This is a genomic window from Pontibacter kalidii, assembly GCF_026278245.1.
GTDB classification, from domain to species: Bacteria; Bacteroidota; Bacteroidia; order Cytophagales; family Hymenobacteraceae; genus Pontibacter; species Pontibacter kalidii.
The window spans coordinates 621,298-648,262 of the sequence record NZ_CP111079.1; the positions used below are offsets into that span (position 1 = coordinate 621,298).

Consider the following 26,965-nt stretch of genomic DNA (forward strand, 5'->3'; position numbering starts at 1 on the left):
TACAATCATAAAACAAGTATGCCTGCTATGGCTATACAAGCATATCTTTAAAGTTATACTTAAATGAATTGATGTTTAGTGCTGAAACACGTGGGATAAGTGCTAAACATTACGCTGCTGATTGATGTACACCGAATGAAGAACTACTACACAACACTAACATGCATGCTTTAAAAAAATGGTATAGCCGTGGCTTCCTGGCCGCGGGTATCTTGGCATTGGCGCTACTGAACCAGGCCTGCGAGGAATTCGAGTACAGCCCTTACGAGATCAGGCTGGACGATGACGAAAAGAACATTAACGGCCGCAACATCGAACGGATAAGCGCCCTCCCTATTTCCCCCACCGATACGCTGCGCTTTATACTTACCGCCGACACGCAGGGCTTTTATGAGGAGAACGAGAAACTGGTAGCGCACATCAACCGGCGCGACGACATCGACTTTGTGCTGATTGGCGGCGACCTGACGGACTTCGGACTGACAAAGGAGTTCCGGCTGGTGCACCAGGATTTCAAAACATTGAAGGTGCCCTATGTGGCCGTGGTGGGCAACCACGACGCCATCAACAACGGCAAGCAGGTGTTTTCGGCCATGTACGGCGACTACGACGTGAGCTTTTCCGTGGGCAACGCCAGGTTTATACTTCTGAATACCAATTACCTGGAGTTCGACAAGCAGGTGCCCGACCTGGACTGGCTGGAGACGGAACTGCAGGCTGCGCAGGAGCAGGAGAACATCTTTGTGATCTCGCACATCCCACCCACCAATACCGAGTTCGGCGAGGAGAACGCAGTGCGGTATGGCGAGCTGATGAATCAGTATAGTGTCACCTATTCGCTGCACGGGCACAACCACAACTACAAGTTCCACTTTCCTTTCGGGGAGGGGGTGCCGGTGCTGGAAACGGCGGCCACCGAGAAACTGGAGTACATTGTGTTCACGGTGGTGGGCGATGAGGTAAACTTTGAGCGCGTTAAGATCTAACCATGAATCTAAGACTACTACTGATCATACTTTGCTTCCTTAGCCTGCCGCTTTATACGTATGGGCAGGAGGATAGCACCAGCGCGCGCCAATGGTACGCTCCCGACGCCCTGACGCTGCAGTTCGCCGGAAACGTTGGCATGTTTGCGGTTGGCCCGAACTATAGTTTTGCGCAGGATAAAGTAAATGCGGAGCTGCTCTATGGCTTTGTGCCAAAGTTTGATGCCGAGGAAGTGCTGCACCTGCTCACCATCCGGGGCATTTACAAGCCGATAAAGCGGGTTGAGCTCAACGAGAAGTATAAACTCACGCCCCTGCGCCTGAACCTGGGCCTGAGCTACTACTTCCGCGACCAGTTCTCCACCTCCTGGGACAGCTCTTACCCCAAAAACTACTACTGGTGGACGAGCAGCCTGCGCGTAACCGGCGGCCTGGGCGCAGAACTGCACCGCCCGATCCGCAACAGCCGAAGTATAAAAGAGCTCACCCTCTACGGGGAGGTGGGCACTTACGACCTGATCGTGACCTCCGCCGTAAAAGACCCTACGCTCACCGCCTGGGACATTATGAGTTTTGCCATTGGCGTGCGGGCAGGGTTTTAGGGCAATAAAGTATAAAACTTAAGTTACGATTTACTAATTCAGCGCAGGTGTGAACTCACCCCTAACCTCTCCGAGAAGGGGAATCACCTACTCTTTTGCAAAATTCCCTTTCTCGGAGGGGTGGGTTAATCGGAACTTGAGTTATAAAGTATAAAACAGGAAATCAGATGCAGCCGATCGGGAAAACCATTGTTATACTTGGGGTTATACTTGTGGTAATCGGGCTGGTGGTGTGGCTGGCCGGCGACAAGTTTAGCTGGTTTGGTCACCTGCCCGGCGATATCCGCGTGGAGAAGAAGAACATGCGCTTCTACGCGCCTATCACCAGCATGATCCTGCTCAGCATCCTGCTCTCGCTGGCGCTGTGGCTGTTCCGCAAGCTCTTTTAGGGGGATGCGGTGGTTTTATACTTTGGCCATACTTTCCTAACTTGCTGCCGCCAAAGTATAAATCCCGATGAAAGTCAAGCTCCACAAAGACCTTTACGCTTTGCTAGCCATGGTGCTGGTGTTTCTGCTGCTTTGGCTTTTGTTCTGAGCCATGTTCTTTATACTTTCCAAAACTCTCGATTTCCTGCTGATGCCCCTGGTGTGGGTGCTTGTGCTGCTGTTCCTGGCCGTTTTCATGAAATCTGTGAAATGGCGCCGCGTCAGCCTGATCAGTGCACTGGCGATGCTGCTGTTTTTCAGCAACCCCTTTCTCAGCAACCTGGCCTGGCGCGCCTGGGAGGCCAAGCCGGTGCCGGTTAGCGAGGTGGGCAAGTATGACGTGGCCGTGGTGTTGACGGGCGTGACTTCCTTTAAGCCCGATATCACGGACCGGGTGCACACCAACAAAGGGGCAGACCGCTTTCTGCACACGCTGCAGCTCTACCGCCTGGGTAAAGTGGATAAGATCCTGATAACTGGCGGCAAAGGCTTTTTGCTGGACGAGATGACGCCGGAGGCGGAGCAGCTGAGGCAAGTCATGCTCTTGGCTGGCGTGCCGGATGAGGATCTAATTGTGGAGACTGGCGCTGTGAACACGCGCGAGAATGCAGTATATGCCGCCCAGGTGCTGGCGCAGCATCCGAGCTGGAAGAAGGTGCTGCTGGTAACCTCTGCCTTCCACATGCGCCGCTCCGAGGGCTGCTTCCAAAAAGTGGGCGTGTCCTTCGACAGCTATCCCACGGATTTCTACTCCTCTGAGCTGGTCTTTACGCCGGACTATACGTTAATCCCCAGCGCCGTTGCCTTTGAGGGCTGGCACCACCTCATCCACGAAATAGCCGGGTATGTGGTGTATAAATTGTTGGGGTACTGCTAACTGCTTTCTGCTGCCGTAGATGCGGTTTACCCCTTGCTTTAGCTTCTCTGGTGCAAGCGCCTGCTTGTGCCTTCATCGCTTAGCTATTGCAGTTCCTCCGCTGGCGCGCGTTTGCAACTCGTGTCCTTCTATGGTGTCGGGTTTGTAACCCGACTGGCTCGCAGAGCCATACTTTATACTTTGGCTATACTTCCATAGCCGCTGTTTCCTGCAACTGGACACAAGCTACACTTATTAGCTGCCGTTCATCCACGGCTTTACTACCTGCATTGTTTCATTTCCGACTGTGGTGCTCTCAAGCCCGAGAGGGCTCGTCCTTTGGCATCGCGCGGTGTACATTTCCTTTGCTTGATCTGCGGTCTCCGCAATTTCGCTAAAGCGAAACCGGAAATCTACAAGGCGCTCCACCCAAGGACTGGGTATCAGTTCGATAGCCGCCGCTGACGGAGCTTGAACGGAGCTCCCCTCCTTAGACAAGGAGGGGTAGGGGTGGTTGGACCCGGTTCTACAAATCGAACAACCAACAACGAATAACGAACAACTATCAAGCCACCCAAATACTCTTCTGGTTCACAAACTCGCGGATGCCGAGGTAGGACAGCTCGCGGCCATAGCCGGATTTCTTGATGCCGCCAAAGGGCATTTCGGGCGTAGAGGCTACCATAGCGTTTACGAACATAGCACCGGTCTCTACCTTTCGGGCTACGCGCAGGCCGCGTTCCTTGTCCTGCGTCCACACCGCGCCTCCCAGGCCGAAGCGGGAATCATTGGCTACCTTTATGGCCTCCTCTTCATCCTTCACCACCATCACGGCAGCCACGGGGCCGAACATTTCTTCCTCGTAGGCAGGCATGCCGGGTTTCACGTTTCTGAGGATCATCGGCTTGAAGTAGGCGCTGTCTTTGCTCTCGCGGCCACCATCCAGCACCACCTCCGCCCCCTGCTTCACCGACTCCTGTACCTGCTTCTCCAAGTCTTCGGCCAGGTCCACGCGTGCCAATGGGCCGTAGTCAATATCCTCTTTCAGCGGGTCGCCGGTTTTCAGGCTTTGCATCTTCTCCTTAAATTTTTGCAGGAAGGCATCTGCTATACTTTCCACCACGATAAAGCGCTTGGCGGCAATACAGCTCTGGCCCGCGTTCACCATCCTCGACTTTACCGCTGTTTCCGCAGCTTTCTCCAGGTCGGCATCCTCCAACACGACAAAGGCATCGCTGCCACCCAGCTCCAACACCGTTTTCTTTATCTCCTGCCCGGCTTTCTTGGCTACTTTCGAGCCCGCGCCTTCGCTACCGGTCAGCGTAACCGCCTTTACGTGCGGGTGCTCTATCACAGCATTCACCTCCCCGGAACCGATCAGCAGTGTCTGGAACACCTTCTCCGGAAAGCCGGCTTTGCGCACAATTTCCTCGATGGCCAGCGCGCACTGCGGCACATTGGAGGCGTGCTTCAGCAACCCCACGTTACCAGCCATCAGGGCAGGGGCCAGGAAGCGGTAGGCCTGCCAGAAGGGGAAGTTCCAGGGCATAATGGCCAGTACCACACCCAGTGGCTCAAAGGCGATCAGGCTGCGCTCAGCTTTGGTTCCTATTTCTTCATCCGCCAGGAAATCGGCTGCGTTCTCGGCATAGTAGCGGCAAGCCAGGGCGCATTTCTTTACTTCGGCAACGGCATCCTTCAGCGGCTTGCCCATCTCCAGCGAAATGATCCGGCCATACTTCTCGGCCTCGTTTTCCAGTATCTCGGCCTGTCTGTTCATACACTTTGCGCGTTCCTCAAAGCTTACGTCGCGCCAGCTTTGGAAAGCTTTTTCGGCAGCCTCGATTTTCTCTCTTATTTCTTCCGGTGTATGCGGGGTAAAGGTTTTCACCACTTCGCCGGTGGCTGGGTTTACTGTTTCTATGGCCATAGTTTTGTCTTTTCGGGTTGCGTTGTAAATATACGCAACAAGCCGCACCCGGGCTGAGCCGGCAGTTGCTTATACTTCGGCTGCAGAAACAAATGAAGGTAAGTCTTGGTTTTAGGAATGATTTCCTATAATATTTTTAACTTTGGAGAGATTCCTTGAAACCTGTTGCTTCTCAGGCAGTAAGGGGAGTGTCGCGTACTTGATTCCTATATACCTATATTGACGATCATTTTGAAGAAGTTATTGTTGTTGGGCACCGTTTGCTGGCTAACGGTGCTGCAGGCCTGTGGGCAAGCCACAGATATGTCTTATGCGCTGATGCTTGATGGGCTTTATAAAAAGACGGTCCCTACTGTAGACCCTGTTCAGTTGAAAGTCATGCTGGCTTCTGAAGCGGAGAAGCCACTGCTCCTCGACACGCGCCAACAGGAGGAGTACGACGTTAGCCACCTGGCTGGCGCCCGCTTCCTGGGCTATGAAACGTTTCGGGTTGAACAACTGGAGGAGGTGCCAAAAGATGCCCCCATTGTACTCTACTGCTCGGTGGGCTATCGCAGCGAACGGGTGGGGGAGCAGCTGAAGGCTGCAGGGTATACCAATGTGCGCCACCTCTACGGCGGCCTGTTCGAGTGGGTGAACCAGGGACTGCCTGTGTATGATAGTAAAGGGAAAACAAACAGAGTGCACGCCTACTCCAGAACATGGGGTGTCTGGCTGCAGAAAGGGGAGAAAGTATATGGGAAAGAATAAACTACTGCTGCTTTTTGTGCGCAACCCGGAGCTGGGCAAGGTAAAGACCCGGCTGGCTGCCTCCGTTGGGCCTGAAACGGCGCTGGAAGTGTACATCCACCTGCTGCAACACACCAGGCAGGTAACGCAGGAGCTGCCTATGGATAAGCTGGTATACTATGTGGGCGGGGTGAATCTAAATGATATTTGGCCTAATGCCATTTACCAGAAGCGGGAGCAGGTAGAGGGAGACCTGGGCCAGCGCATGCAAGCTGCCTTTGCCGCCGCTTTCCTGGAAGGCTATACTTCGGTGGTGATCATTGGGAGCGACTGCCTGCAGCTCACGCCGGAGATCATCCTGAATGCCTACGAAGCACTGGAGACCCATGATGTGGTGGTGGGGCCGGCACTGGACGGCGGTTACTACCTGATCGGGATGAACTGCCTGTATTCGCAGCTTTTCCAGAACAAGCACTGGAGCACCGCACATGTCTTTCCGGAAACCATCCAGGACCTGCAGCGCCTGAAGCTGTCGTACGCCCTGCTGCCCCGCCTCTCCGACGTAGATCAGGTGGAGGACCTGGACGAGGAACTGCTACGCGATTTCGGGCTGTAGTTTATACTTGCGCGCATCCACTGCTTAAATCTCCGATGCCTTCCGCTGCTTCGTACATCCTTGTGCGGAACTTCTCTGCTGCGGGCGTCAACGCCTGTGTAAGCTATACTTGCTTTGGCCATACGTTTATACTTGTCCGAATCGGAATTTTCAGGATGAAGGTATTAGCGGGATTTTATACTTTAGTCGTCCTTCTATACTTCTTTAGTCTTCTTCCGCTGGCGCGGGCTTGTAGCCCGTGTCTTGTTATTCGTTGGGTTTTCAACCCGACTGGCTCACAGAGCCATCCTTTATACTTGGACTGTGCTACTATACTTGAGCTATACTTTATACTTCTTTACTTGTTGATTTATACTTGCTGCTCCTGTAGTCTCTCTGGCGCAAGCGTCCGCTTGTGCCTCTCTTAGCTCCTGCTTCCTGCAACTGGAACCAAGCTATCCTTGCTAGCTACTGCTGATCCTCCAGACTTACAAGCCTACAGTTGCATTTCTGGCTTTGGCTCCCTCCAGCCCGGGAGGGCTCGTCCTGGGGGTAGGGTCCCTCGATAAGCGCATCGCGCTGTGTTTCCTCCTTGCCTCGCTTTCGCTCGGCATGGCCTCAACGGGCACCGGATCTCACAAGGCGCTCAACCCAAGGACTGGGATCGGATTCGATAGCCGCTGCTTTTGCAACTTGAACAGAACTCCCCTCCTTAGCTAAGGAGGGGTAGGGGTGGTTGGACCCGGTAGCGGGGAACTCCCTCTCCTGTTCTTAGGAGAGGGTTGGGGTGAGGTTAAATTCCCCTCTCGGGAGGGGCTGGGGGTGGGTTTATACTTGTGCTGATAAGAACAACTATGAAACTTATACTTTAGCACAAGTAATTACAGACTCCCCTCCATGGACAAGGAGGGGTTAAGGCAGTTCGAACCGGTTAGGCAGACCTAAAAAACGAAAATCCCAAAGTATGGCCCTGGCAGCTACAAGACGTATGGAGGGTAAAGCCAGCGTTACGAAACCATTATACTTCAGCCATCCTTCCCGTTCTTCAAAGTATAACTCCCAAACTCTCTAACTCCTAAACTCTCTACAGCCCCAGCAAAGCGTCATAGCCGTACACATCGTCCCTGAAATGTACTTCCATTTGCTCGTCTACCCAGGAGGTAAAGTATACGATATGCAGCGGCACGGGCTTCTTTACACGCACGTAGTGGTTGGGCCTGCCAAGCTCCCATAGTTTCTTAACCTCTGCGGCGGTATAACCGGAGCCGCGCTCGAGCAGGTAATACGCCAGTTCCACCGGTTTCTCTAGCCGGACGCAGCCGTGGCTGAAGGCGCGGCTCGGGTAACTGAAGAGTTGCTTGGCCTGCGTGTCGTGGAGGTACTGCGGCAGGCGGTTCGGAAACGGGAATTTTACCACCCCCAACTCGTTATCGGGCCCGTTTAGTTGTATGATGCGGTAGTTAAAGTTGGCTGCCGTTATACGTTGCCAGTCCACCTCCCAAGGGCTTATGCGCATCCAGCCGCTGCCGTCGGATTGCTCCAGCACCATGTTCTTTTTGGCCAGGTAGCCCGGGTTGCGCCTCAGAATGGGCACGATTTCCTTTACGGCGATGGAGGTGGGCACCTGCCAGTAAGAGTTCAGCACTACCATGTCGAGCCTGGAGTGGATCGGGTACGTTTTGAGCACGGGCTTTCCGACGATCACGCGCATTTGCAGCGCGGTTTTGCCGCTATCCACCACCTGCATCATAAACTCTGGCAAATTGATGATGGCGTAAGGTTCCTGCTCGCTGGTGAACACAGCATCATAACGGGTAAGGTTGATGCGCAGCTGCTCCAGCCGCTTATCGGGTAACACATTAAGGGCAGCAACCGTGACGGGGCCAACCACACCGTCAGGCGCCAGGCCGTGGCGCCTCTGAAAGTGCCGCACGGCCGTGCTTATTCCTGAAGTATAAACCAAAGCACTGGAGGCCGAGTCAAGGGGCAGATCGCCGGTCAGCAGGAGGTTGTCCTGCAGCTGCGGAATAAGTGGGCTGCTGTCGCCGGGGCGGAGCAGGAGGGTGTCGGGGAAAGTATGCCAGCAGCCTGACTTGGCGATGGCCTCGTACTGCAGCAGGGCCTGCTCCATCCGGTCCTTGCTGTAGGGCCTGTATGGCTGCAGCTGCTCCTGCGCACGCACCTCCGTCCATAAAAAGAAGAAGATGAATAAAAGGGACAGTGAACGGAGCATGTGGAACTGTATAGTAGCTATTAAAGTATACGGAGCGGGACAATCGCCCGGCATTGCCTGCTTCTTTTTCATTTCAGGCTAAGGTAGTAGCTTTGTTCACCCTAAAAAATGACATTTGTCGTTGCTGATCAATCACACACGTATGGCATCCACCATTGATAAGAATACACTGGGCTTTCTGGCCGAACTGTCTGCTAACAATACCCGCGAGTGGTTTACCGAGAACAAGCCCCGCTACGAAAAGGCACGCCAGAACTACATTGGCTTTCTGCAGGAGCTGCTGCAGGAGATGCAGCATTTTGAGCCCGCCGCCCGGGGCCAGCAAGGCAAAGATCTGGTGTTCCGCATTTACCGCGACGTACGTTTCTCGAAGGACAAGCGGCCTTACAAAGACCATTTTGGGGCTTATGTGGCGGAAGGAGGGCGCAAATCCATACTTCCGGGCTATTACCTGCACCTGGCGGGCGGCAACAAGTCTTTTTTGGCGGGAGGATTGTGGTACCCGCCGGCGCCGGAACTGAAGGCTGTGCGGCAGGAGATAGACTATAACCTGGAGGAGTTTAAGGCGCTGGTGGAGTCGGAGGAGTTCAGGAAGAAGTTTGGCGCCTTGGAGGGCGAGCAGCTGAAAACCACGCCCAAGGGCTACGACAAAGACAACCCCGCTATCCCTTACCTGCGCTTCAAAAGCTGGAACGCCGTGATGCCGCTCCCCGACGAGACGGTGCTGAGTCCGGATTTCCTGCAGGTGGTGCTCGACGGGTTCCGATCCCTGAAGCCGCTGAATGATTTCCTGACGCACCCGCTGAAGGATATGGGAGAGGAGTAAAGGGGGAAAAAGGCGGCGTGTTCGGCCGTTTGCACCCTCATCTGGAAAAGGTAATCCTTGTGCCGGCCAAACAGCAGCAGCTTCAGGCCGCGTAAGGCAACTTCTCGTATGGCACTTCTCCTGGGCCACGATGTAACTTCTGGGGCGCTCCCGTTGTACTTAACTGGATGAAGGTCAGGTTTCCGTACTTCGATACCATCGGAATGCCACTGCTCGGACTGGCTGCCACTGTGCTGTTTGTGGCTGAAGCGAAGCGGCAATTACGAAAGCGCACCCGGTCCAAAACTGAACGCCTGAAAGAGAATGCCAGTGTAGCAGCCCTGGCACTGCCTGCGCTGCGGCTTTTGCTGCTGCCCTGTCTGTATGCAGCGGCACGGCAGGCTGAAAAATCTAAATTTGGAGTACTGTACTGGGCAGCGCTACCCGTGTGGATACGCTATCCTGCCGGCTTTCTGCTGCTGGATTACACCAATTATCTGTGGCACGTTCTGCTCCACAAATCAGACCTGTTGTGGCGCTTCCATAACGTGCACCACATCGACCTGGACCTGGATCTCTCTACGGCCTGGCGTTTTCATGTAGGTGAGAATATTGCCTCAGCTCCTTACCGAAGCGCTGTCGTTGCTCTACTTGGTGCGCCTGCCCCGCTCGTGCTGTTCTACGAACTTATGTTTGAAGGTTGCACAGCGTTTCATCATTCCAATCTGCGGTTGCCTTATAAAGTAGAGCAGCGGCTGAGCCGTGTAATGGTTACGCCACGAATGCACGGCATACACCACTCCATCGTAGCCAAAGAAACGAACAGTAACTATTCGGTCATTTTCTCCTGGTGGGATAGGCTGCACAACTCTCTACTGCTGCACGTGGCACAGGATGAAATCACCATTGGTGTACCCTCTTTTAGAGATCCAAAAGAACAAACTCCCCTCAACCTCTTCATGATCCCGTTTAAGCACCAACGTGCATGGCAATTACCTGATGGCACAGTGCCGGAGCGGGAAGAGAAATTCCCCCGCACTCGCCTCGCTCCATAACGCTAAAATCAGGAATTACTATGATGAGCTGGGATCTGCCGCAGGTAAGTACCCGAACTACCTTTCCTGGCGAATGAGTTTATAGACGGGCTTTAACGAGGCAAAATTTATGGCGGCTCCAGTTACACAATACACGCACACTTTCTTCTGCACGAAGGCCATTTTGTAGAGGTACTGGGCGGCGCCCACAGCTTGCCCAAGGGCAACGCCACCTAAGGCCAGATCCAGAAGCCGGGATTGTTTTTGGAAGCGGGAGCTGGCCATGGCTAAGAACATTGTCGCGGCGTAAGCTCCCAAGCTAATCACGCCATCTGGTATACCCAGGATCACTGCATCCTTTGATGTGTTGACCTTTACCGTGTCAAACACTTTTCCGGGCAGGTCAGGTAGTTTTTTGAAGTAGCCCATCTGTAACAGGGAGATCAGGCTAAAGTCCAGTAGTCCTGCCGCCGCCAAAGCTGCTACCTGCCGTCTGTTTTCTGTTGCTTCGGTTCTGTCTTGTCTTATTTCGTCTATTACTGTAGTTGCTTGTTTCATAGCTTGGTTTAAGTTTATAAACTGTTGTTTACGAGTAATATAAATCGGAGTGTTGCAGGCTGGAAAAGGATCAGCCTGCAGCAAGCCAGTGAGCCTCTTACCCGTTACCTGTGCTTCATTCGCTAACGTATACTTTCGAGGATTCAGATAAGGAGAAGCTTACACTTTAGCTGGTTCGAATTCGCTCTTGTAGTCTATGATAGCCCCTATAAGGGAGGCATGTACAAAAGCCTGCGGCACATTGCCGAGCCACTCGCCGGTTTCCGGGTCTCCTTCCTCGGGCATTAACCCCACGTCGTTCATAAACTGCAGGGCTGCGCCTATTATTTGCTCAAACTTCTCACGGTTTTGCCGCATTACCCAGTACTGCGCTACCCAGCACGTACCGGCCAGAAAGGCTCCTTCCTGCCGGGAGTCGAATTCCACCAGGTGGCGGCGGTAAAGGTTGTGGTGGCAATAATCCTTTTCCAGCCTTTCGATGGTTTTCAGCATGGTAGGAGAGTCTGCCTCTGTAAACCCCCAGATGGGGAAAAGCACGGCGCTCACGTCTACCGCTTCGCTCCCTGCATACACTGCGTAGGCACCATCCGGCGTCTTGCATTTTTTTTCCACATACGCACGTATCGCGGCGGAGGCATCCTGCCAACGCTTCTTCTGCTCCTCGTCCTGGGAGTGCTCTGCTATGTACTGCAGACTTATGGAGGCCACCACTTTGCTGGAAGTATAATGGTGCTTGGGAGTTTCCTCCCACATGCCATGGTCCGGCTTATGCCAGTTTTCTACCAAAAAGTCAGCAAGTTCTGCTATCGTTTCCCAATGTTCCCGCGTTTCATAGCGGTTGTAGATGACTTTAGCGGCAATGATGACGTTGCTGTTGGCGTCGAGCTGTAGCTGGCTGTTAGCTCCGTTTCCGTAACGCACTGGCTTACTGTTGCGGTAGCCAGCAAAGTCAAGTTCCTGCTCTGTGCCGGCAGGTTGCTCGTCCAGCGTGAGCATCGGCACCACGGGCCTTGAGATGCGGTGCATGGCTGAACACATAAAGCTCAGGAAATTCCGCTCTTCCTCCCCGTCGCTCCCTGCCCGGGAAAGGGCGCTCACAATCATGGCTGCATCCCTCAGCCAAACGTAACGGTAATCATAGTTGCGTTTTCCACCGGGCACCTCGGGCAAAGAGGTGGTGCCAGCCGCAATAATCCCTCCGTTCCGCGCGTAGGTGAGCATGCGCAGCAAGCGGAGAGACTTTTGTACTTCCTCCTGATAAGGGCCTTGGTAGGTGATATGGCCCGATACTTCCCTCCAGTTACTGAGCGTAAGCTTTCTGGTCTCGCGGAGTAGTTTCTCAGGGTTGTCCAGGGCCTTTTCAGAAATTATAAACCAAGCTGCTTCTCCAGTGGGTACCCGGCAGGAAACAGTCTCCTGGGCTATATCAAGCGGGTGGGAGGCATAGAGGTGAAAGTCGAAATCCAGGGTGGCGTGTTGTTTGCCCACGGCTTGTAGCACCGGGGGCTGGCGGCTGTAGTTTGGGCGAGGGACCATGTGCATCGTGTACGAAACCGGGCTGGGGGAAAGCTCCCGGCACATGCCGTAAAAGCTTGCATAAAGTGGCATCCAGTCTTCCAGTAATAAACTGCCTTTATCACTGGCAAAATGTGTCTGCAACAACGCACTCCCTTCCAGATACTGCCGCTTCTCAAGCTGCATTCCGTTCAGTTCCAGGCGCCAAATACCCCCTTTACTCGTATCCAGCAAGTGCGCAAATAAGGAGGGGCTATCGAAGCGCTTAGGGCAGTACCAGACCACGTTGCCTCGCTTATCCAGGAATGCGCAGGTGCGGCGGTCGCCTATCATGGCCAGATCCTTTATGTTGACTTCCTGTTCCTCCATCTCTTTACATTTCCGCAACTAGTCTTTCAGCTTGGATTTCCTGATCAGTGTGTTATAGATGTGAACAAGTTTCTGCTGCGGAAGACCCAGGTAGTATAAAAACCAAATGAAGGAAAAAATCAACTGGAGCCGGTATATGCCATTCTCGCGGTACTTTTGTGCGGAGGTGGTCACAGCTTTTGACAGCACTCTGAATCCTGTACACTTTCTTATTCGGCTGATAATTTCCTGATCTTCCAGCAGCACGTAATCATTCCGGAAGCCACCTATCTGTTCAAAGTAATGCCTACGGATGTACAGGCTTTGATCTCCAAAACGGATGCTGTCAACGTCGAAGCGGGTAAACCAGGCGTTTACGCTCAGAAACCAGTGTGCATCGTCGAACTGAAGCCGGAAACAACCGGCACCGCTCGCGGGGGTGCAGTTTTCCAGAATTGTAGCCTGGTAATCGGCCGGGGGAAAGGTGTCGGCGTGCAGAAAATACAGAATACTACCCGTAGCCGCCTTGGCGCCGGCATTCATCTGAGGGGCCCTGCCTTTCAATGAAGACTGAACAACGCTGGCTCCGGCCTCTTTTGCTAACAGCTGCGTAGCATCTGTGCTACCCCCATCCGATACGATAACCTCCGGTGCCGGCACCGCCTTCAGCAAATGCCTGACAAGCCGCTCAATATTGTCGGCCTCGTTGTAGGTCGGTATAATGATACTTATACGCTCAGGCATGCGTGGTTCAGTTTGTTAGAGTAGGGTGTATGCAGCTGTTCCCACCATACCTCAATTGGCGAAGTTAAAGTATGGTACTCTTGCTTTTTACGGTTACCCGCTGTTCAAGGGTGAAACGCTACTTATACTAAGCTGGCTGGTATGTTTTAGGATGAAACAGAGGCGTTTTATAATACCACACTCAGCAGCAGCACCATCAGAAAACCAGTAAGCGCGATCAGGGTGGTCATGACGGTCCAGGAGCGGAGGGTTTGGCGTTCTGTCAGGCCAAAGTATTTGCTCACAAGCCAGAAGCCACTGTCGTTTACGTGCGAGAGTATACTTGCCCCGGAAGCAATGGCGATCACCATCAGGGCGCGGTGCATGTCGCTAAAGGCGGTGCCTTCCAGGAAAGCGGCCGCCATGCCGGCCGCCGTGATCATGGCCACCGTGGAGGAACCCTGCATGATACGAATGGCAGCTGCCGTCAGGAAGGCGAACAAGAAGGCGGAGAGGCCGTAACTCGTCATCACCTCGGCCAGCATCTTGCCAGCCCCGGTTTCTGTGAGGATCTGCTTGAACACCCCGCCCGCACCGGTTATAAGTATGATCAGGCCCGCCGGACCTAAGGAACTGGAGGTGATGGAGAGCAACTCCTGTCGGCTGAAGCCCCGTTTTACGCCCAGCAGGTACCAGGCCAGCAGATTAGCCAGGATCAGTGCCACAAAAGGATGCCCCAGCATTTTTATCCAGCTCTTGGCAGTTTCAGAAAATGGAATGGCGGCACCTAACGGACTATCCAGGTAGGTGCTCATCAGAATAAGCACTAGGGGGAGGCCAAGCAGCCCCAGGATCATGGCAGGAGAGGGTAGTTTCTGCGGGGTGGCCTCTGCCTCTATAAAAGCTGCAGGCGTTTCGACATGAATCCTCCTGGAGATAAAGCTGGCAAAGAGCGGCCCGGCCACGATGGTGGCAGGTATGCCCGCCAACATACCCGCCGCGATCACCAAGCCCAAGTCAGCACCCAGTATGTCGGCTACGGCCACAGGGCCGGGCGTGGGTGGTATAAACGCATGCGTAACAGCCAGTCCGGTAAGCAGTGGTATGCCGTAAAACAGCAGCGAGCGACCTGTTTTCTTCTGCAGGGCGTATACCACCGGCACCAGAATCACAAAGGCCACATCAAAGAAAACAGGTATACTGACCAGAAAGCCCGTAGCAGCCAGGGCCCAGGAAGCGCGCTTTTCGCCGGTTTTATGCAGTATGTGCGCCGCCAGCGACTGCACCCCGCCCGAACTCTCCAGAATAGCCCCGAACATGGCCCCAAGGCCCACCACCACCGCTATAAACCCCAGCGTACTGCCCATGCCCTTCTGTATGTTCAGAATGATATCCATGGCTGGCATGCCCGCCAGTAAGCCTACCGCAATACTGGCGATGAGCAGCGAAAGGAAAGCCTGTAGCTTGAAGTATAAAATCAGGAAGAGCAGCAGTGCAATACCAGCGACAACGGCAAATAGCAAGGTGTAGTCGATCATGTATACTTTGTTTTCAGGGTGGGGTGAAGGGCTGAAACGAGCAGTTTTTGCTTTACGAATGATGGCTTGGAAAGGAATTGGAATAGGCCGTCTTTGCTGATCAGTTCTTCCAATACTTTGGCTACTCTGCTACGGAAACATCATCACATGTTCAAAGTATAAATTTTCTCCACTACTGTTCTCCCATACCACATGAGGGCCAACTAATTTAAAGGAAGCCTTGAATGTTTTAAAATCTGTAAGCCCTAGCATCACCTGGTCATCCCCAATATTGGCAACCTTGATCGCTGTTTCGGGCGTACGTCCGTCTCCAGTAGATAAAATGGCTTCTACTATTTGGCGCATCCTTGTGTAGTATTTATTATCTGTATTCCTTTTTAATTTATCCAGACTCATGGAAAGGTAAACCAGTGTTGTAAGGTCAAAAGGATTCTCCTGCATTAGGTTCTCCCCTAATTCAATAGCCTTCTTGTACCTTTTGGCTCTTACATAATGCATGAGCTGCATTCTTTCAGCATTCACCTCAAGTGAAGTATAGGTGGGAGAGGGCTTTACGCCTTGGGCATAATAGAGCAGGAAAAAGTGCCTAGAGGTGAGTGCCTCTTCGTTTTGCTCAAATATGGCCTTAACCTTAGTCCAATGGTCTGCCGAGGTACTGTCGGTGAGAAATGCAGTTACATTTTCCTTGATCTGTTCTCCGGAAACTGACTGAGCAAAAGTTTTACAAGAAAAAAGAAGTATAAACAGTAAAAGTATAGCTCTCATATCATAGTTAGTAAATGTGTTGCAAAGCCTGCCTTCTGCCTAAGCCGGTAGCGGTTATACTTACAATCATTACTTTAAGAAGATACCCTCCTCTAAATATAGAAAAATTCTCTTTATCCTTTACCCATTCAAATTAGCATGGCGGCGGCGCTGACGGTAGAGGTATACCTCGACACCGAGCCACATGAAAACAAGGATGTATTCTAATGCAAGAAGCAAGGTATCCTCTTGGTAGGTGGGGGTGCGGTAAGCAGCGTAGGTAAGTATGGCCAGGCCACTCCAGGTAATGGCGAAGCGGAAGTGGCTCATGACGGTAAGGGCCAGCAGCGTGGTGAGGTACCAGGGGTGTACGGTGGTAGAGAGCAGCAGGTATACCGTAAGGGCTGCCGCCATATAACCGGCCAGGCGCCGGACGGAGCCGAGCTTTTTAACCGAGGCCATACTTAGTATCACCACTAGCGTAGCCAGCGAGAGCAAGGGCCCAAGTATGGCAATGGTGTTGTAGCCCATTAGCCGGAAACCCAGCCAGCGCAGCAGGTAGTAAATGCTGGCGTTAAACTCGAACCTGGTAAGGTACAGGTCCAGGCTCTGGAGGATGTTGTGCAGCAGCTGCAGGTTTACCAGTGGCGCGAACTGAGCCATCACCGTTATCAGTACCACCGAGCCGTAAAGTATGAACTGGCGCAGCCCCAGCTTGCGGAGCAGGAAGGGCAGGAACATGAGCGGCAGCAGCTTGGTGCCAATGGCCAGCCCAAACGCAAAGCCTGACCATACCAGGCGGTGGTAAAAGAGCTGGTAGAGCGCCAGGAGCAGGAAGAAGATCATCAGGGCCTCAAAATGCAGGTTGCCCACCAGTTCTATAATCACCAGCGGGTTGAGGGCGTAGAGCAGCACGTGCTTTTCGGGGAGGCCCATTTTGCGGAGCAGACGCCAGAGCAGCAGTATACTTCCGGCCTCGGCCAGCAAAAGTATAAGCCGCATCACCACCACACTGCCTTGTATACTTTGCGGCGAGAGCTGCGCTGCCAGCCAGAACACCGCCTGCGACACCGGCGGATACACGCTATAATAGCTCTGCGAGTTGAGCTGCGCGAACAGTTCCTGCGTAATGCCCGGCACCTGTGGCGCCTCCGGCTGCATCAGGAACTCCGGCAAGTATAGGTATGGATTTACGCCAGCCGCCAATAGCCGCCCATCCCACACAAACCTGAAGTAATCATCGGAAAGGGCAGGAGTAGCAAACAGAAAAATGCATCGGAAAAGCAGGGCGGCCGCCATGCCGTGCCGCAGGCTAAAGCGCTGGTTGGTTACATACAGGTAAGCCACAAACACCACCGCGTAAAGCAACAGTAGCTGCGCAAAACTAGTGCGGGGCGTGGCGTAAGCCAGGGCTGCATATGCCGCAGCCGAAACAGCCAGGGCTGCGTAGCCGAGTGGGTTGCTCTTTGCGGGTGCCATTCGTAGGGTGGGCCTTATGCAGCTTTTATCGTCATGATGTTACCCGATACGGTAAACACCGCCTACAGGTACTTAAATATAGTCAGGATGATCTTATAACCCGCCATGACGGTGCCTTTTAGTGTGCCCGACACTTTGGATACGCCGATGCGCCTGCGGTACGAGACGGGCAGCTCGGTATACTTTATTTTCTGCCGGGCGGCCTTGGCCTGCATCTCCACGGTCCAGCCATAGTTGCGGTCGCGCATGCCCAGGGCCAGCAGCGTGTCCAGCCGGATGGCGCGGAACGGACCAAGGTCGGTGAAGCGGGCCCCGTAAAGCACGCGGATGAGTGTGGTGGCAAGCCAGTTGCCGAAGATCTGCTGCGGCATCATGGAGCCGCTCTCCCGCTGCCCCAGCGCCCGCGACCCGATCACCATATCGACTTGCCCCTGCACAATGGGCTGCACCAGCTGCACCATCTCCTCGGGGTAGTCCGAGTAGTCGCCGTCCAGAAAAACAAGGATATCGGGGCGGGAGGAAGCGGGCTTGGCGGCGGCGTAGGCGATGCCTTTCAGGCAGGCGTTGCCGTAGCCGGGGCTGGGCTCGTGCAGCACGGTGGCTCCGGCGGCGGCGGCTACCTCGGCGGTGCGGTCTGTGGAGTTGTTGTTAACCACAATCACCTCGGCTACCAACCCTTTGGGGATGTCCTGCACCACCAGCGATATGGAGCTTTCCTCGTTGTAGGCAGGTATAATGACGTTGATTCGGGGCATAGGTAACATACGTAGGGCAAAGATGTCCAAAATCCTCCACACCTTATTCTAGTACCTCTACTTATTAATATGCCTTTTCTTTGAAGTTCTGGCTTATGCGGCACTACCTTTGCACTAAACTTTTTGCCTGTGAGCAGGTTAGACAAATAATAAATAATACAATAAGTATGAGAGAGGAAGCCATAAAGGTTGGAGACAAGGCACCTGATTTTGAGCTTGAACGCCAGGACGGGGGTCTTTTTCGCCTGTATGATCTGATTGGAAAGAAAAGCGTGGTGCTATACTTTTACCCGAAGGACAGCACACCCGGCTGCACCAAGCAGGCCTGCGAGTTCCGCGACCAGTACGAGGTGTTTAAGGAGCATGGCGCCGAGGTAGTGGGCATTAGCTCAGACAGTGTGGAGTCGCACCAGAAGTTCGAGGAGACCTATAGACTGCCGTTCACGCTGCTAAGCGACAGGGGCGGCCAGATCCGGAAACTGTTTGGGGTGCCGCGCAAACTGGGCCTTTTGCCGGGCCGCGTGACCTACATCATCGACCAGGAGGGCGTAGTGCGCTACGTGTTCAACTCCATGACCAAGCCGCTGGAGCACGTGAGCACGGCCCTGGAGGTGCTGCGCGAGATCAACAGCAAAGAGAGACACTTCAAAACCGCTTAGTTAGTTTAAAACGATACCTAAAAGGGGCCGCCGGATGTACTTCCGGCGGCCCCTTTATATGTTAGCGGTTGAGTTATTACTTGTCGTTCTTAATTTCAATCAGCTCCAGCTTTTTGCCATTGTACAACTCTACCTTAACGAACCCTTCGTCCTTGGTAAAGTACACTTCCTTCGGGCTATCGGCGGCGGTACTGTCGGCCTTTAATACATAGGCGTTGTTGTACGTAATCTCATCCTCTCCCTCGCCTACGGTTACGGTCTGTGGCTGGTCGCTGCCTTTGATCTCCCAGGCGTTTTTGTTGGCCACGCCGATCCTCACAATCAGGGAGTCTGGTTTTTTCAGGATGTAGGTGATCAGGTAAGGCAGCTTTCTGTCCTTATCCTCGATGATGTTCGTCACCTGCGTGTTGCGCTTATCAATGCAATCGTCGGAGACGGAGTAGCCATCGCCGGGTACACTCTGGACGTAGATGCCGGTACGCTGGTAGGTGATAGTGTCGTCTTTTTCGTTGCGGAACAGGACGTTATCGCCGGTGCCGTATACCAGCCACTGACTGTCTTCTGGAGTAGGTTCGGTAATGCTGATGTCGCCGCAGTTTTCGCAGGAGGCCAGGGTCGCAGAGGCGAACATCAGGAGAAAGAAAGATTTTACGGTAGTCTTCATGCGGGTGTCGGAAAATAGATTTGTGTTCGTAAGTTAAGCAATAAAATTTGTTGTCTATCAGGCAGACCCCGTTTGGGTAGGTGAGGGTTGCATGGCCACCGCATTTTTTAACCATGCACCGCCTCCGGGATGTGGGGACTCCTGCCGGAGGTTAGCCTGTTTGGGCATAGGTGAACAGAAGTATAAAACGGGCACAAAAAAACCGGCAGCCGGAAATAAGCACCAACATACTTAATTTCCGGCTGCCGGCTCTTCAGCCATAAGGTATTCGCCTCTGGCGTGCTTACCTTTTAACAGGTATAGGCTGTGGTTTCAGCTTAGGGCGGAGCAGAAGCCAGGCAAGAGCACCGGCGATGGTACCCGTAAAGAAGGTCATGCCCGCAATCAACCAGCCGTTCAGCCCGCGTTGCCGGGCATCAAAGTACACGTAGGCCAGGATCATTCCCAGCAGTACCATGTACAGCCCAACCATCAACAGGAAAAGCATATTGGTCACATCTATCATCATCAGTTCCATAACTCCATTTCTAAATTGTACACATGCAGAGGCATAGCTGCCCCTGTTATACTATGTTAAACAGGTTTGGCGATTTTATGTTTATCATTTTAAAAAGAATACTGTGGGAATGGCAAATAAATTGAGGGAAACTAATTGTACTTAGCAAGAATCAGAGATACTTTAGGATATGGCACGGAAATCATATCCTTTTTCTTTTCTCCTGCTGCTCCACACCCTGTACTATGGCTGTTAAACGTTTTGCAATAGCTGATTACTAAAGTTCCTGCTATACTTATTTCCTGGGCTGATGCTGCTGTAGCTGGCGTAGCATGATCTCGGTGAGGTAGCTGCCGCTGTAGGGGCCGAAGAAGTTCATGCTGCGGGTCTCGTACTCCTTCAGGTTGTAGTACTTGTCCGGAGTGATGTAGCCGATGTATCCGCCGTTAAAGCTCGTCACGATAGCCTGCTGCCCCTGCGCGCGTGCCTGCTGCCTGATCTGCGCCACAAACTCGCCGGAGTAGTCAGCGGGCGCGCCCAGGAAAACCACATCGCCCAGCTGCAGGCTGGTAACGTAGGCCGGGTGCTCCCCAAAGATGCTGTTGAAGAGGAACGGCGCCAGCCGGAGCCCCTTGCTGATGCGCCAGCTTGGCTCCGGCAGCTCCAGCGGTACGCGGCCATAGCCCAGGGTATACATGTAGTCGGTTTTAACGTGGAGCAGTTCCTCGCGCAGCAGCCTGGCCAGGCGATCGCCTACGTTTTCGGTGCTCTCATACGTATCGCCCTGAAAGTATACGGTGCTCTGGCTGCCCACCGCGCCCGCCGAAAACGAGGCGAAGCCCACGCGCTCCTCCAGTTCGTCCACCAGCACGCCCGGGTAGTCGCGGGAGAGGGTAGGATCGTCGGAGGGAAGGATGGTGGGGTGCGCCGAGAAAACCGACAGTATGGCCGTGCTGCCGTCCTCCCGCTCGAACTTCAGGAAGCGCAGCTCAGTGTCGCGGGTGGTATGGCGGTCCTCATAGTAGGGGTTATCCTGGTCGTCGAGCAGACGGTTTTTCACCAGGCTGGCGGCACTGGTGCTGCCGTAGCCAATTTTAGTAGGCTGCAGGTGTTGGCGGGCCAGTTTTATACTTTGCACGATCTGCTGCGCCAGCCGCTCTACCAGCTCCGCATCATACTTGCCCGACATCAGCTTGATGCCCGGCTTCTTGCCCCAGCCCCCAAAGCTGGTATGGCTGTGGGTGGCGGTAAGGTATACCTGCTCTGGCCGGAGACCCAGCTCCGGGTATACTTTCTCCAGCTCCTGCAGCACCTGCATCGGCACGATCAGTAGATCCAATGCCACATAATAGGCTTCTGTCTTGCTGTTGCTGAAGGCAAACGTGCGCACCCAGGCCGAGTCGTGCACCTGCTCGTAGGCCATGCCCATGCGCTTGCCATAGCCTGCCAGGGGCGTGCCCACCGGTGGCGTAATATTCACCTTCGCCCAGCCCACCTGCACTGTGTCGCTGTGGGTAACGGTGGCCGGGCTCTCGCTCAGGTCGCTGATGGTTTCCTGGTAGTAGTCGGTCTGCCGGTAGGGGGTGCGGTCGAGGGGGCGCACTACGCAGGCCGTAAGCAGCAGCAGGAAGAGCAGCACATACAGGTATTTGTAGCGGCGGGAGCGTTGAAGGCTTTTCGGGTTCATTTCAGTATGATAACAAAACAGCAAGTGCCCAAAGGAGCACTTGCTGCGACTGCATTTGCAAAAATCCTGCCTTAATTCTGCATGGCCTCCGCCACATAACCGGGCATGCGCGAGCTTGCCATGGTATTGCTTAAATGGCGCATGTCGTCGGCTGCGGGGTGCTCAAATACCTCCAGGTCAAAATACTTGACCGCTGCCAGCAAGTGGTCGAAAATATCTGCCATAATGCCCTCATAGTTGGACCAGCGCACATCGTTGGCAAACACATACAGCTCTATGGGCATGCCGGTGGTGGTGGGCTCCAACTGGCGCACCATCATCGTGAGTTCCTTGTGTACAAACTGGTTCTGCTCGATGTAGGCACTGGCATAGGCCCTGAAAGCACCCGCGTTGGTCAGGTTACGGCCGTTGATAAGCAGGCTTTTATCGATCTCGTTCTCCCGGTTGTAGGCATCTATCTGCTGCGTGCGCTCCTCCAGGTAACTTTGGATAAGCTGTATCTTGCTCAGCCGGTTGATGTCTTCCGGGGAGAGGTACTTTATGCTGGAGATCTTCAGGTGAATGGAGCGCTTGATGCGCCGCCCGCCTGTGCGCTGCATGCCGCGCCAGTTTTTGAATGAGTCGGAGATCAGGTAATAAGTCGGGATGGTGGTGATGGTCTTGTCCCAGTTCTGCACCTTCACGGTCGTCAGGTTGATCTCGATCACGTCGCCGTCAGCGCCATACTTCTCCATGGTGATCCAATCGCCGATGCGCACCATGTCGTTGCTGGAGACCTGTATGCTGGCCACAAAGCCAAGGATGGTATCCTTAAACACGAGCAACAGTATAGCCGAGGCCGCACCCATAGCCGTGATGAAGGCCCATACTTCCTTGCCCGTCAGCAGCGAGAAGATGAGCAGGCCGCCCACAAAGTATAAAAAGATGGAGATCACCTGCAGAAAACTATCCACCGGCTTGTCGCGGAAGAGGGCGGTGCCCTTCATGTAGTCCTTTGTCGTGCGCAAGAGAGCCCGGATGACCCAGATGGAAAGCAGTACGGTGTACACATCGGTGAGCGTCCGCAGCGGCTTTACCCAGGCTGGGAAATCAGCGAAAACTATGGGCAGCGCCTGCACCACAATAATGAGCGGAACCACCTTGGCCAAGTGGCTGAACACGTTGTTGCGGATAAGTAAATCATCGAACTGGGAAGCCGTTCTGCTGGAGAACTTTTGCGCAGCTCCCACCATCAGCTTCTTAGAAACAGCACCGGCCGTGTACACCAGCAGGAGCACCACGGCAAACAACAGCAGCATGTTCAGGTAAACGGCTGTGGTTTCGGGCATGCCCATACTCACAAGTTGGTTATAGGTCCAGTGGGTGAGGGAGGGGGAATGAGTTGCAGTTTCCATGTTGATGGGTAAAAGGTTGAAAGATGGATTGCAGTGCAAAGGTAACAAAAATACAGGGAGGGGAAGGCGAAAACTGTACTATAGCCGTCCGCATACCTTGGCCAGCCTGCCAGAATTTATGCTTTCCATCCCTGCCATTTCAGCAGATAATGTTTTCAGGTTTGGCAATAAGGTTTAAATTTGGCGTTTCTTAAGTCCCGGTTTATACTTTAAGGCAGGGACAAGGGCTATGGCGGCAGGAGGAGAAGGTGCAAAAGCCCTTTCAGATCAGGAGTTATACTTCCCCGCCATACCTGCCGCAGCACCAAACCAGACTATTGTCTTATACCGATATATGGAACCTAATTTAGAACATTTACTAAAGATTGCCTCAGAGCTTTCTATCACCATCAAGCAGGTGGAGGCCACGGCAACCTTGCTGGACGAAGGGGCGACTGTTCCGTTTATCTCCCGTTACCGCAAAGAGGCCACTGGCTCGCTCGACGAAGTACAGATCGCCTCTATCCGCGACAGAATGGAGCAGCTGCGCGAGCTCGACAAGCGCCGCGAAAGCATCCTGAAGTCTATCCGCGACCAGGAGAAGCTCACGCCGGAGCTGGAGGCGCAGATCATGGCCGCCGAAACGATGGCCGTGCTGGAGGACATTTACCTGCCCTACAAGCCAAAACGCCGCACCCGCGCCACCATCGCCCGCGAAAAAGGACTGGAGCCGCTGGCAGAGCGCCTGTTTGCCCAGGAAAACTTTGATGTAGAAGCCGAAGCCGCCAGCTTTATCTCGGAAGAGAAAGAGGTGAAGGATGTGAACGAAGCCCTGGCCGGTGCCCGCGACATCATGGCCGAGTGGATGAACGAGAATGCCGAGGCACGTGCTGCCATGCGCCAACTGTTCGAGAAACAGGGCATGTTCAAGAGCCGCGTGATGATGGGTAAGGAAGAGGAAGGCCAGAAGTTCAAAGATTACTTTGAGTGGGAGGAGCCGATCGAGAAAGCGCCTTCGCATCGCATCTTGGCCATGCGCCGCGGCGAAACCGAAATGGTGCTGATGCTGACGGCACAGCCCGACGACGAAGCAGCACTGGCAAAGCTAGAGAAGATGTTTGTGCAGGGCAACAACGCGGCTTCCGAGCAGGTAAAGCTGGCTGCCAGGGATTGCTACAAGCGCCTGCTCAAGCTAAGTATGGAAACCGAAGTGCGCCTGAGTTCGAAGAAGCGGGCTGATGAAGAAGCCATCCGTGTGTTTGCCGACAACCTGCGCCAGCTGCTGTTGTCCTCGCCGCTTGGCCAGAAAACGGTGTTGGCTCTGGACCCCGGCTTCCGGACCGGTGTAAAATCGGTGGTACTGGATAAGCAGGGCAAGCTGCTGCACAACGAGACAATTTACCCGCACACAGGGCAGCACAAGGAGCAGGAGGCCGCGCAGGCAGTGCGTTACATGGTCACGCGCTTTGAGGTGGAGGCCATTGCCATCGGCAACGGAACCGCCAGCCGCGAAACAGAGGCTTTTGTGAAGAGCCTGAAGCTGCCGGCCTCGGTGCAGGTAGTGATGGTGAACGAGAGCGGCGCCTCTATTTACTCCGCCTCAGACGTGGCCCGTGAAGAGTTTCCCGATCAGGACGTAACCGTTCGCGGCGCTGTTTCTATTGGCCGCCGTTTGATGGACCCACTGGCTGAACTGGTGAAGATAGACCCGAAAAGTATAGGCGTAGGCCAGTACCAGCATGACGTGGACCAGTCGGCGCTGAAACACTCGCTGGACGACGTGGTGATGAGCTGCGTGAACGCGGTAGGCGTGGAGGTAAACACTGCCAGCAAGCAATTGCTGACCTACGTTTCCGGCCTCGGACCCGCCCTGGCGCAGAACATTGTAGAGTACCGGAACCAGAACGGACCGTTCAAAACCAGAACCGAACTGAAGAAAGTCGCCCGTTTAGGCGATAAGGCTTTTGAGCAGGCGGCAGGTTTCTTACGGATCCGCGATGCTAAAAACCCGCTGGATGCCTCGGCGGTGCACCCGGAAAGCTACCCGATCGTGGAGCAGATGGCCAAAGACCTGGGCGTTACCGTGCAGGACCTGATGCAGAAAGAGGAGCTGCGCAAGCAGATCAACCTGAAAAACTATGTTACTGAAACGGTTGGTTTGCCAACACTGCAGGACATCGTAAGCGAATTGGCCAAACCCGGTCGCGACCCGCGCCACACATTTGAGGCCTTCAGCTTTACCGAGGGCGTGAACGAGATCAAAGACCTGCGCGCCGGCATGAAACTGCCAGGCATCGTGACAAACGTAGCGGCCTTCGGTGCCTTCGTGGACCTGGGCGTGCACCAGGACGGCCTCGTACACGTGAGCCATTTGTCCGACCGCTTTGTGAGCAACCCGCACGAGGTGGTGAAAGTAGGACAGAAGGTGGAAGTGACCGTGCTGGAGGTGGATGTAAACCGCAAACGCATCTCGCTAAGTATGAAAGGCGACCCCGCCGCTCCTAAGCCTGCCGGAGGTAACCGAGGCAAAGGCGGCAATAAGCGTGAGGAAGAGCCAATGAACGACTTCCAGGCAAAGCTGGCGCAGCTAAAAGGCCGGTTTAAATAGCCGCCGGTACAAGTATAAATAGGAAGGAAGCCCCTGCTAAAGTATAGCGGGGGCTTTTTGTATGTATCTGTAGCCTACTTCCAAAGACAACAGGTTACTTCTGGGAGCACGCGTTGGTGAAGGTTTAGCGTCAGGCTCTTTTAAGCTGGATATGCGCAGTAGTTCCTCAGACGACAAAAGTATGAGGATGAGTGCCCAGATGGTATACACAAGTCTGCTACTAGTGTTTTAGGCGTTTCCCTAGCTTACCTGTTCAGCCTGTAATAGCATCTGCTTTATACTTCGAAGGCGGCTCCTGCACCAGCGGGAGCCGCCTTTTTTATGGCACAGGAAAGTCAGAGAAATTTTTCCTGGTTATTACACCGCAAAGTAATTGTTCTTGCACTTTGTTTCTTTGTTGAGTCGATATGTTTCCTTATAAGTGGTTGGCTATCAACTGCAATTTTGGTGTAGCTTAAACTTTGTTATATAGTTTATATATTATATTTTGAAAAGTATATATAACTTCTATTTTTGCACTGTAAATCAATAACAATTTAAAATTTAAAGTCTATGAAAACATTTTTACTAGCATTAGTGGCAGTGGTATTGGCTGCAGGAACAGCGTTTGCCCAGGAGCAGGGAAGTATGAAATTGGGTGCTGGGCTAGCCTATGGTACCGAAGCCGGTTTGGATGAGAACGGAGGCGGAAAAGGCGGTGTGGGTATTTCTGTAGGTGGCGAGTATTTCTTCACGGAGAAAATTAGCGCTGCACCGAGCTTCACCTATTTCTTCAAGTCGAAGGTTGACTTTTACGGAGCAGAAATATCAGGTCAGGCCAGCACCTTAGACATTGACGGGCGGTACTATTTTGCAGGTTCCGAAACGGTATCGTTTTATGGCATGGCAGGCCTGTCTATGGCGTTTGCCAAGGTAGAGGTAGATGGCGATGAAAACTGGATGGGCTCAGAATCTGCTTCAGACAACAAGGCTGGCATAAACATCGGGGCAGGATTGGTATATCCCCTTACCGAAACGCTTGACCTTAATGCCCAAATCAAGTATAACACGCCGCTGGAGCAGATTGCTATTCAGGTAGGCATAGCATTCCCAATCAACTAAGAGCCTATAGGTTTAAAGTATAGAAAAGGCGGCTCCTGCACCAGCGGGAGCCGCCTTTTTTTGTGAAAAAAGACGTAGAGTACACACTGCTACAAGTCTAAAGACAGATCCGAGTCCCTGAACCAGACATAGGCATCCTCTACTTTCTCAAAGAACTGCATCTCGAACGGGAAAATATTTCTTCCCTCATCCATCATGCCCTCAAGTATAAGCTGGCTCAGTACATCCTCAGGTTCTATAATCGCCATTTTAACGATGGCAGACTGATAGGCCAGTTGCGGCGCGTTTACCTCATTCGCCCAGATCTGATCGGCAGGTGTGACGATTCCTCCTGCTTTGTTATTTATCAGCCAGTACTTCAACCGCCTTTCAATGGCCTCGTCTGTGGCTGTTTGCAACCCCTTGCGGTAAGTGGCTGAGGGAACCACGCCATTTGCCTGCACCACCATCAACTGTTGCTCCGGCACCATATAGATGAGTAGCTCGGGTTCGTTTAAGATCACAACACGGGGTGCAGGC

The 26,965-nt window shown here is 53.5% G+C and carries 25 protein-coding genes; 11 read left to right on the forward strand and 14 right to left on the reverse strand.

The features are described 5' to 3' along the window. Nucleotides 1–161: 161 nt before the first annotated feature. From OH144_RS02625 to OH144_RS02640, 4 genes are all read left to right on the forward strand, one after another. Entirely contained in the window at nt 162–986 is an 825-nt protein-coding gene (locus OH144_RS02625; protein ID WP_266204735.1) for a metallophosphoesterase family protein, read from the forward strand. Nucleotides 987–988: 2 nt separating this feature from the next. Then, complete coding sequence (locus tag OH144_RS02630) at nt 989–1,588, forward strand: hypothetical protein (RefSeq protein WP_266204736.1); 600 nt, start codon at nt 989–991, stop codon at nt 1,586–1,588. A 167-nt stretch (nt 1,589–1,755) separates the two neighbouring features. Beyond that, nucleotides 1,756–1,977 (forward strand): DUF2905 domain-containing protein, encoded by a 222-nt coding sequence (locus OH144_RS02635; RefSeq protein ID WP_266204737.1) that lies wholly within the window; start codon nt 1,756–1,758, stop codon nt 1,975–1,977. Nucleotides 1,978–2,128: 151 nt separating this feature from the next. Next, nucleotides 2,129–2,893: a YdcF family protein gene (locus tag OH144_RS02640; RefSeq protein WP_266204738.1), complete on the forward strand. Its 765-nt coding sequence runs from the start codon at nt 2,129–2,131 to the stop codon at nt 2,891–2,893. A gap of 544 nt (nt 2,894–3,437) precedes the next feature. Here OH144_RS02640 and OH144_RS02645 read toward each other — a convergent pair. After that, a complete protein-coding gene (locus OH144_RS02645) occupies nt 3,438–4,802 on the reverse strand; it encodes an NAD-dependent succinate-semialdehyde dehydrogenase (RefSeq protein WP_266204739.1) in 1,365 nt (454 codons plus the stop codon). A gap of 231 nt (nt 4,803–5,033) precedes the next feature. Between OH144_RS02645 and OH144_RS02650 the strand changes: the two genes are divergently transcribed. Both OH144_RS02650 and OH144_RS02655 read left to right on the forward strand, forming a co-directional pair. Continuing rightward, nucleotides 5,034–5,552, forward strand: a complete 519-nt coding sequence (locus OH144_RS02650) for a rhodanese-like domain-containing protein (protein WP_323134773.1) — start codon at nt 5,034–5,036, stop codon at nt 5,550–5,552. Beyond that, nucleotides 5,539–6,147, forward strand: a complete 609-nt coding sequence (locus tag OH144_RS02655) for a TIGR04282 family arsenosugar biosynthesis glycosyltransferase (protein ID WP_266204740.1) — start codon at nt 5,539–5,541, stop codon at nt 6,145–6,147. Before OH144_RS02650 ends, OH144_RS02655 begins: the two co-directional genes overlap by 14 nt. A gap of 1,063 nt (nt 6,148–7,210) precedes the next feature. Here OH144_RS02655 and OH144_RS02660 read toward each other — a convergent pair. After that, nucleotides 7,211–8,359, reverse strand: a complete 1,149-nt coding sequence (locus tag OH144_RS02660; protein WP_266204741.1) for a L,D-transpeptidase family protein — start codon at nt 8,357–8,359, stop codon at nt 7,211–7,213. A 142-nt stretch (nt 8,360–8,501) separates the two neighbouring features. Here OH144_RS02660 and OH144_RS02665 point away from each other — a divergent pair, with 142 nt between their 5' ends. Then, nucleotides 8,502–9,185: a DUF2461 domain-containing protein gene (locus OH144_RS02665; RefSeq protein WP_266204742.1), complete on the forward strand. Its 684-nt coding sequence runs from the start codon at nt 8,502–8,504 to the stop codon at nt 9,183–9,185. A gap of 167 nt (nt 9,186–9,352) precedes the next feature. Beyond that, complete coding sequence (locus OH144_RS02670; protein WP_266204743.1) at nt 9,353–10,219, forward strand: sterol desaturase family protein; 867 nt, start codon at nt 9,353–9,355, stop codon at nt 10,217–10,219. Nucleotides 10,220–10,276: 57 nt separating this feature from the next. Here the strand turns inward: OH144_RS02670 and OH144_RS02675 are convergent, their stop codons facing one another. The 7 genes from OH144_RS02675 to OH144_RS02705 all read right to left on the reverse strand — a co-directional run bounded on the left by OH144_RS02675 (nt 10,277) and on the right by OH144_RS02705 (nt 17,858). Further along, the gene (locus OH144_RS02675) at nt 10,277–10,756 is read right to left on the reverse strand and encodes a vitamin K epoxide reductase family protein (protein ID WP_266204744.1); all 480 of its coding nucleotides are present in this window, start codon (nt 10,754–10,756) and stop codon (nt 10,277–10,279) included. A 159-nt stretch (nt 10,757–10,915) separates the two neighbouring features. Then, nucleotides 10,916–12,640 (reverse strand): glycoside hydrolase family 15 protein, encoded by a 1,725-nt coding sequence (locus tag OH144_RS02680; RefSeq protein WP_266204745.1) that lies wholly within the window; start codon nt 12,638–12,640, stop codon nt 10,916–10,918. An 18-nt stretch (nt 12,641–12,658) separates the two neighbouring features. Further along, a complete protein-coding gene (locus tag OH144_RS02685; RefSeq protein WP_266204746.1) occupies nt 12,659–13,363 on the reverse strand; it encodes a TIGR04283 family arsenosugar biosynthesis glycosyltransferase in 705 nt (234 codons plus the stop codon). Between the two features lie 167 nt (nt 13,364–13,530). Beyond that, the gene (locus OH144_RS02690) at nt 13,531–14,880 is read right to left on the reverse strand and encodes a GntP family permease (protein WP_266204747.1); all 1,350 of its coding nucleotides are present in this window, start codon (nt 14,878–14,880) and stop codon (nt 13,531–13,533) included. Nucleotides 14,881–15,009: 129 nt separating this feature from the next. Then, complete coding sequence (locus OH144_RS02695) at nt 15,010–15,645, reverse strand: DUF4919 domain-containing protein (protein WP_266204748.1); 636 nt, start codon at nt 15,643–15,645, stop codon at nt 15,010–15,012. A gap of 120 nt (nt 15,646–15,765) precedes the next feature. Continuing rightward, nucleotides 15,766–17,103 (reverse strand): glycosyltransferase 87 family protein, encoded by a 1,338-nt coding sequence (locus OH144_RS02700; RefSeq protein WP_266204749.1) that lies wholly within the window; start codon nt 17,101–17,103, stop codon nt 15,766–15,768. 62 nt (nt 17,104–17,165) lie between these two features. Continuing rightward, nucleotides 17,166–17,858 (reverse strand): glycosyltransferase family 2 protein, encoded by a 693-nt coding sequence (locus OH144_RS02705; protein WP_266204750.1) that lies wholly within the window; start codon nt 17,856–17,858, stop codon nt 17,166–17,168. A gap of 167 nt (nt 17,859–18,025) precedes the next feature. On the opposite strand from OH144_RS02705, the gene OH144_RS02710 reads away from it, so the two are divergent. Further along, entirely contained in the window at nt 18,026–18,517 is a 492-nt protein-coding gene (locus tag OH144_RS02710; protein WP_266204751.1) for a peroxiredoxin, read from the forward strand. 76 nt (nt 18,518–18,593) lie between these two features. Here OH144_RS02710 and OH144_RS02715 read toward each other — a convergent pair whose 3' ends face one another. The 4 genes from OH144_RS02715 to OH144_RS02730 all read right to left on the reverse strand — a co-directional run bounded on the left by OH144_RS02715 (nt 18,594) and on the right by OH144_RS02730 (nt 22,758). Continuing rightward, nucleotides 18,594–19,181, reverse strand: a complete 588-nt coding sequence (locus tag OH144_RS02715; protein WP_266204752.1) for a hypothetical protein — start codon at nt 19,179–19,181, stop codon at nt 18,594–18,596. 283 nt (nt 19,182–19,464) lie between these two features. Next, the gene (locus tag OH144_RS02720; RefSeq protein WP_266204753.1) at nt 19,465–19,698 is read right to left on the reverse strand and encodes a hypothetical protein; all 234 of its coding nucleotides are present in this window, start codon (nt 19,696–19,698) and stop codon (nt 19,465–19,467) included. Nucleotides 19,699–19,972: 274 nt separating this feature from the next. Then, nucleotides 19,973–21,364: a neutral/alkaline non-lysosomal ceramidase N-terminal domain-containing protein gene (locus OH144_RS02725; RefSeq protein ID WP_266204754.1), complete on the reverse strand. Its 1,392-nt coding sequence runs from the start codon at nt 21,362–21,364 to the stop codon at nt 19,973–19,975. 71 nt (nt 21,365–21,435) lie between these two features. Then, nucleotides 21,436–22,758: a mechanosensitive ion channel family protein gene (locus OH144_RS02730; protein WP_266204755.1), complete on the reverse strand. Its 1,323-nt coding sequence runs from the start codon at nt 22,756–22,758 to the stop codon at nt 21,436–21,438. A 334-nt stretch (nt 22,759–23,092) separates the two neighbouring features. Here OH144_RS02730 and OH144_RS02735 point away from each other — a divergent pair, with 334 nt between their 5' ends. Together OH144_RS02735 and OH144_RS02740 are read left to right on the forward strand one after the other, a co-directional pair. Continuing rightward, on the forward strand, nt 23,093–25,345 hold the full coding sequence (locus tag OH144_RS02735; protein ID WP_266204756.1) for a Tex family protein: 2,253 nt from the start codon (nt 23,093–23,095) through the stop codon (nt 25,343–25,345). 552 nt (nt 25,346–25,897) lie between these two features. Continuing rightward, nucleotides 25,898–26,446 carry an outer membrane protein gene (locus OH144_RS02740; RefSeq protein WP_266204757.1) on the forward strand — a complete coding sequence of 183 codons (549 nt, stop codon included), beginning with the start codon at nt 25,898–25,900 and terminating at the stop codon, nt 26,444–26,446. Between the two features lie 89 nt (nt 26,447–26,535). On the opposite strand, the gene OH144_RS02745 is transcribed toward OH144_RS02740, so the two are convergent. Then, the gene (locus OH144_RS02745) at nt 26,536–26,949 is read right to left on the reverse strand and encodes a hypothetical protein (RefSeq protein WP_266204758.1); all 414 of its coding nucleotides are present in this window, start codon (nt 26,947–26,949) and stop codon (nt 26,536–26,538) included. Between the last annotated feature and the right edge of the window lie 16 nt (nt 26,950–26,965).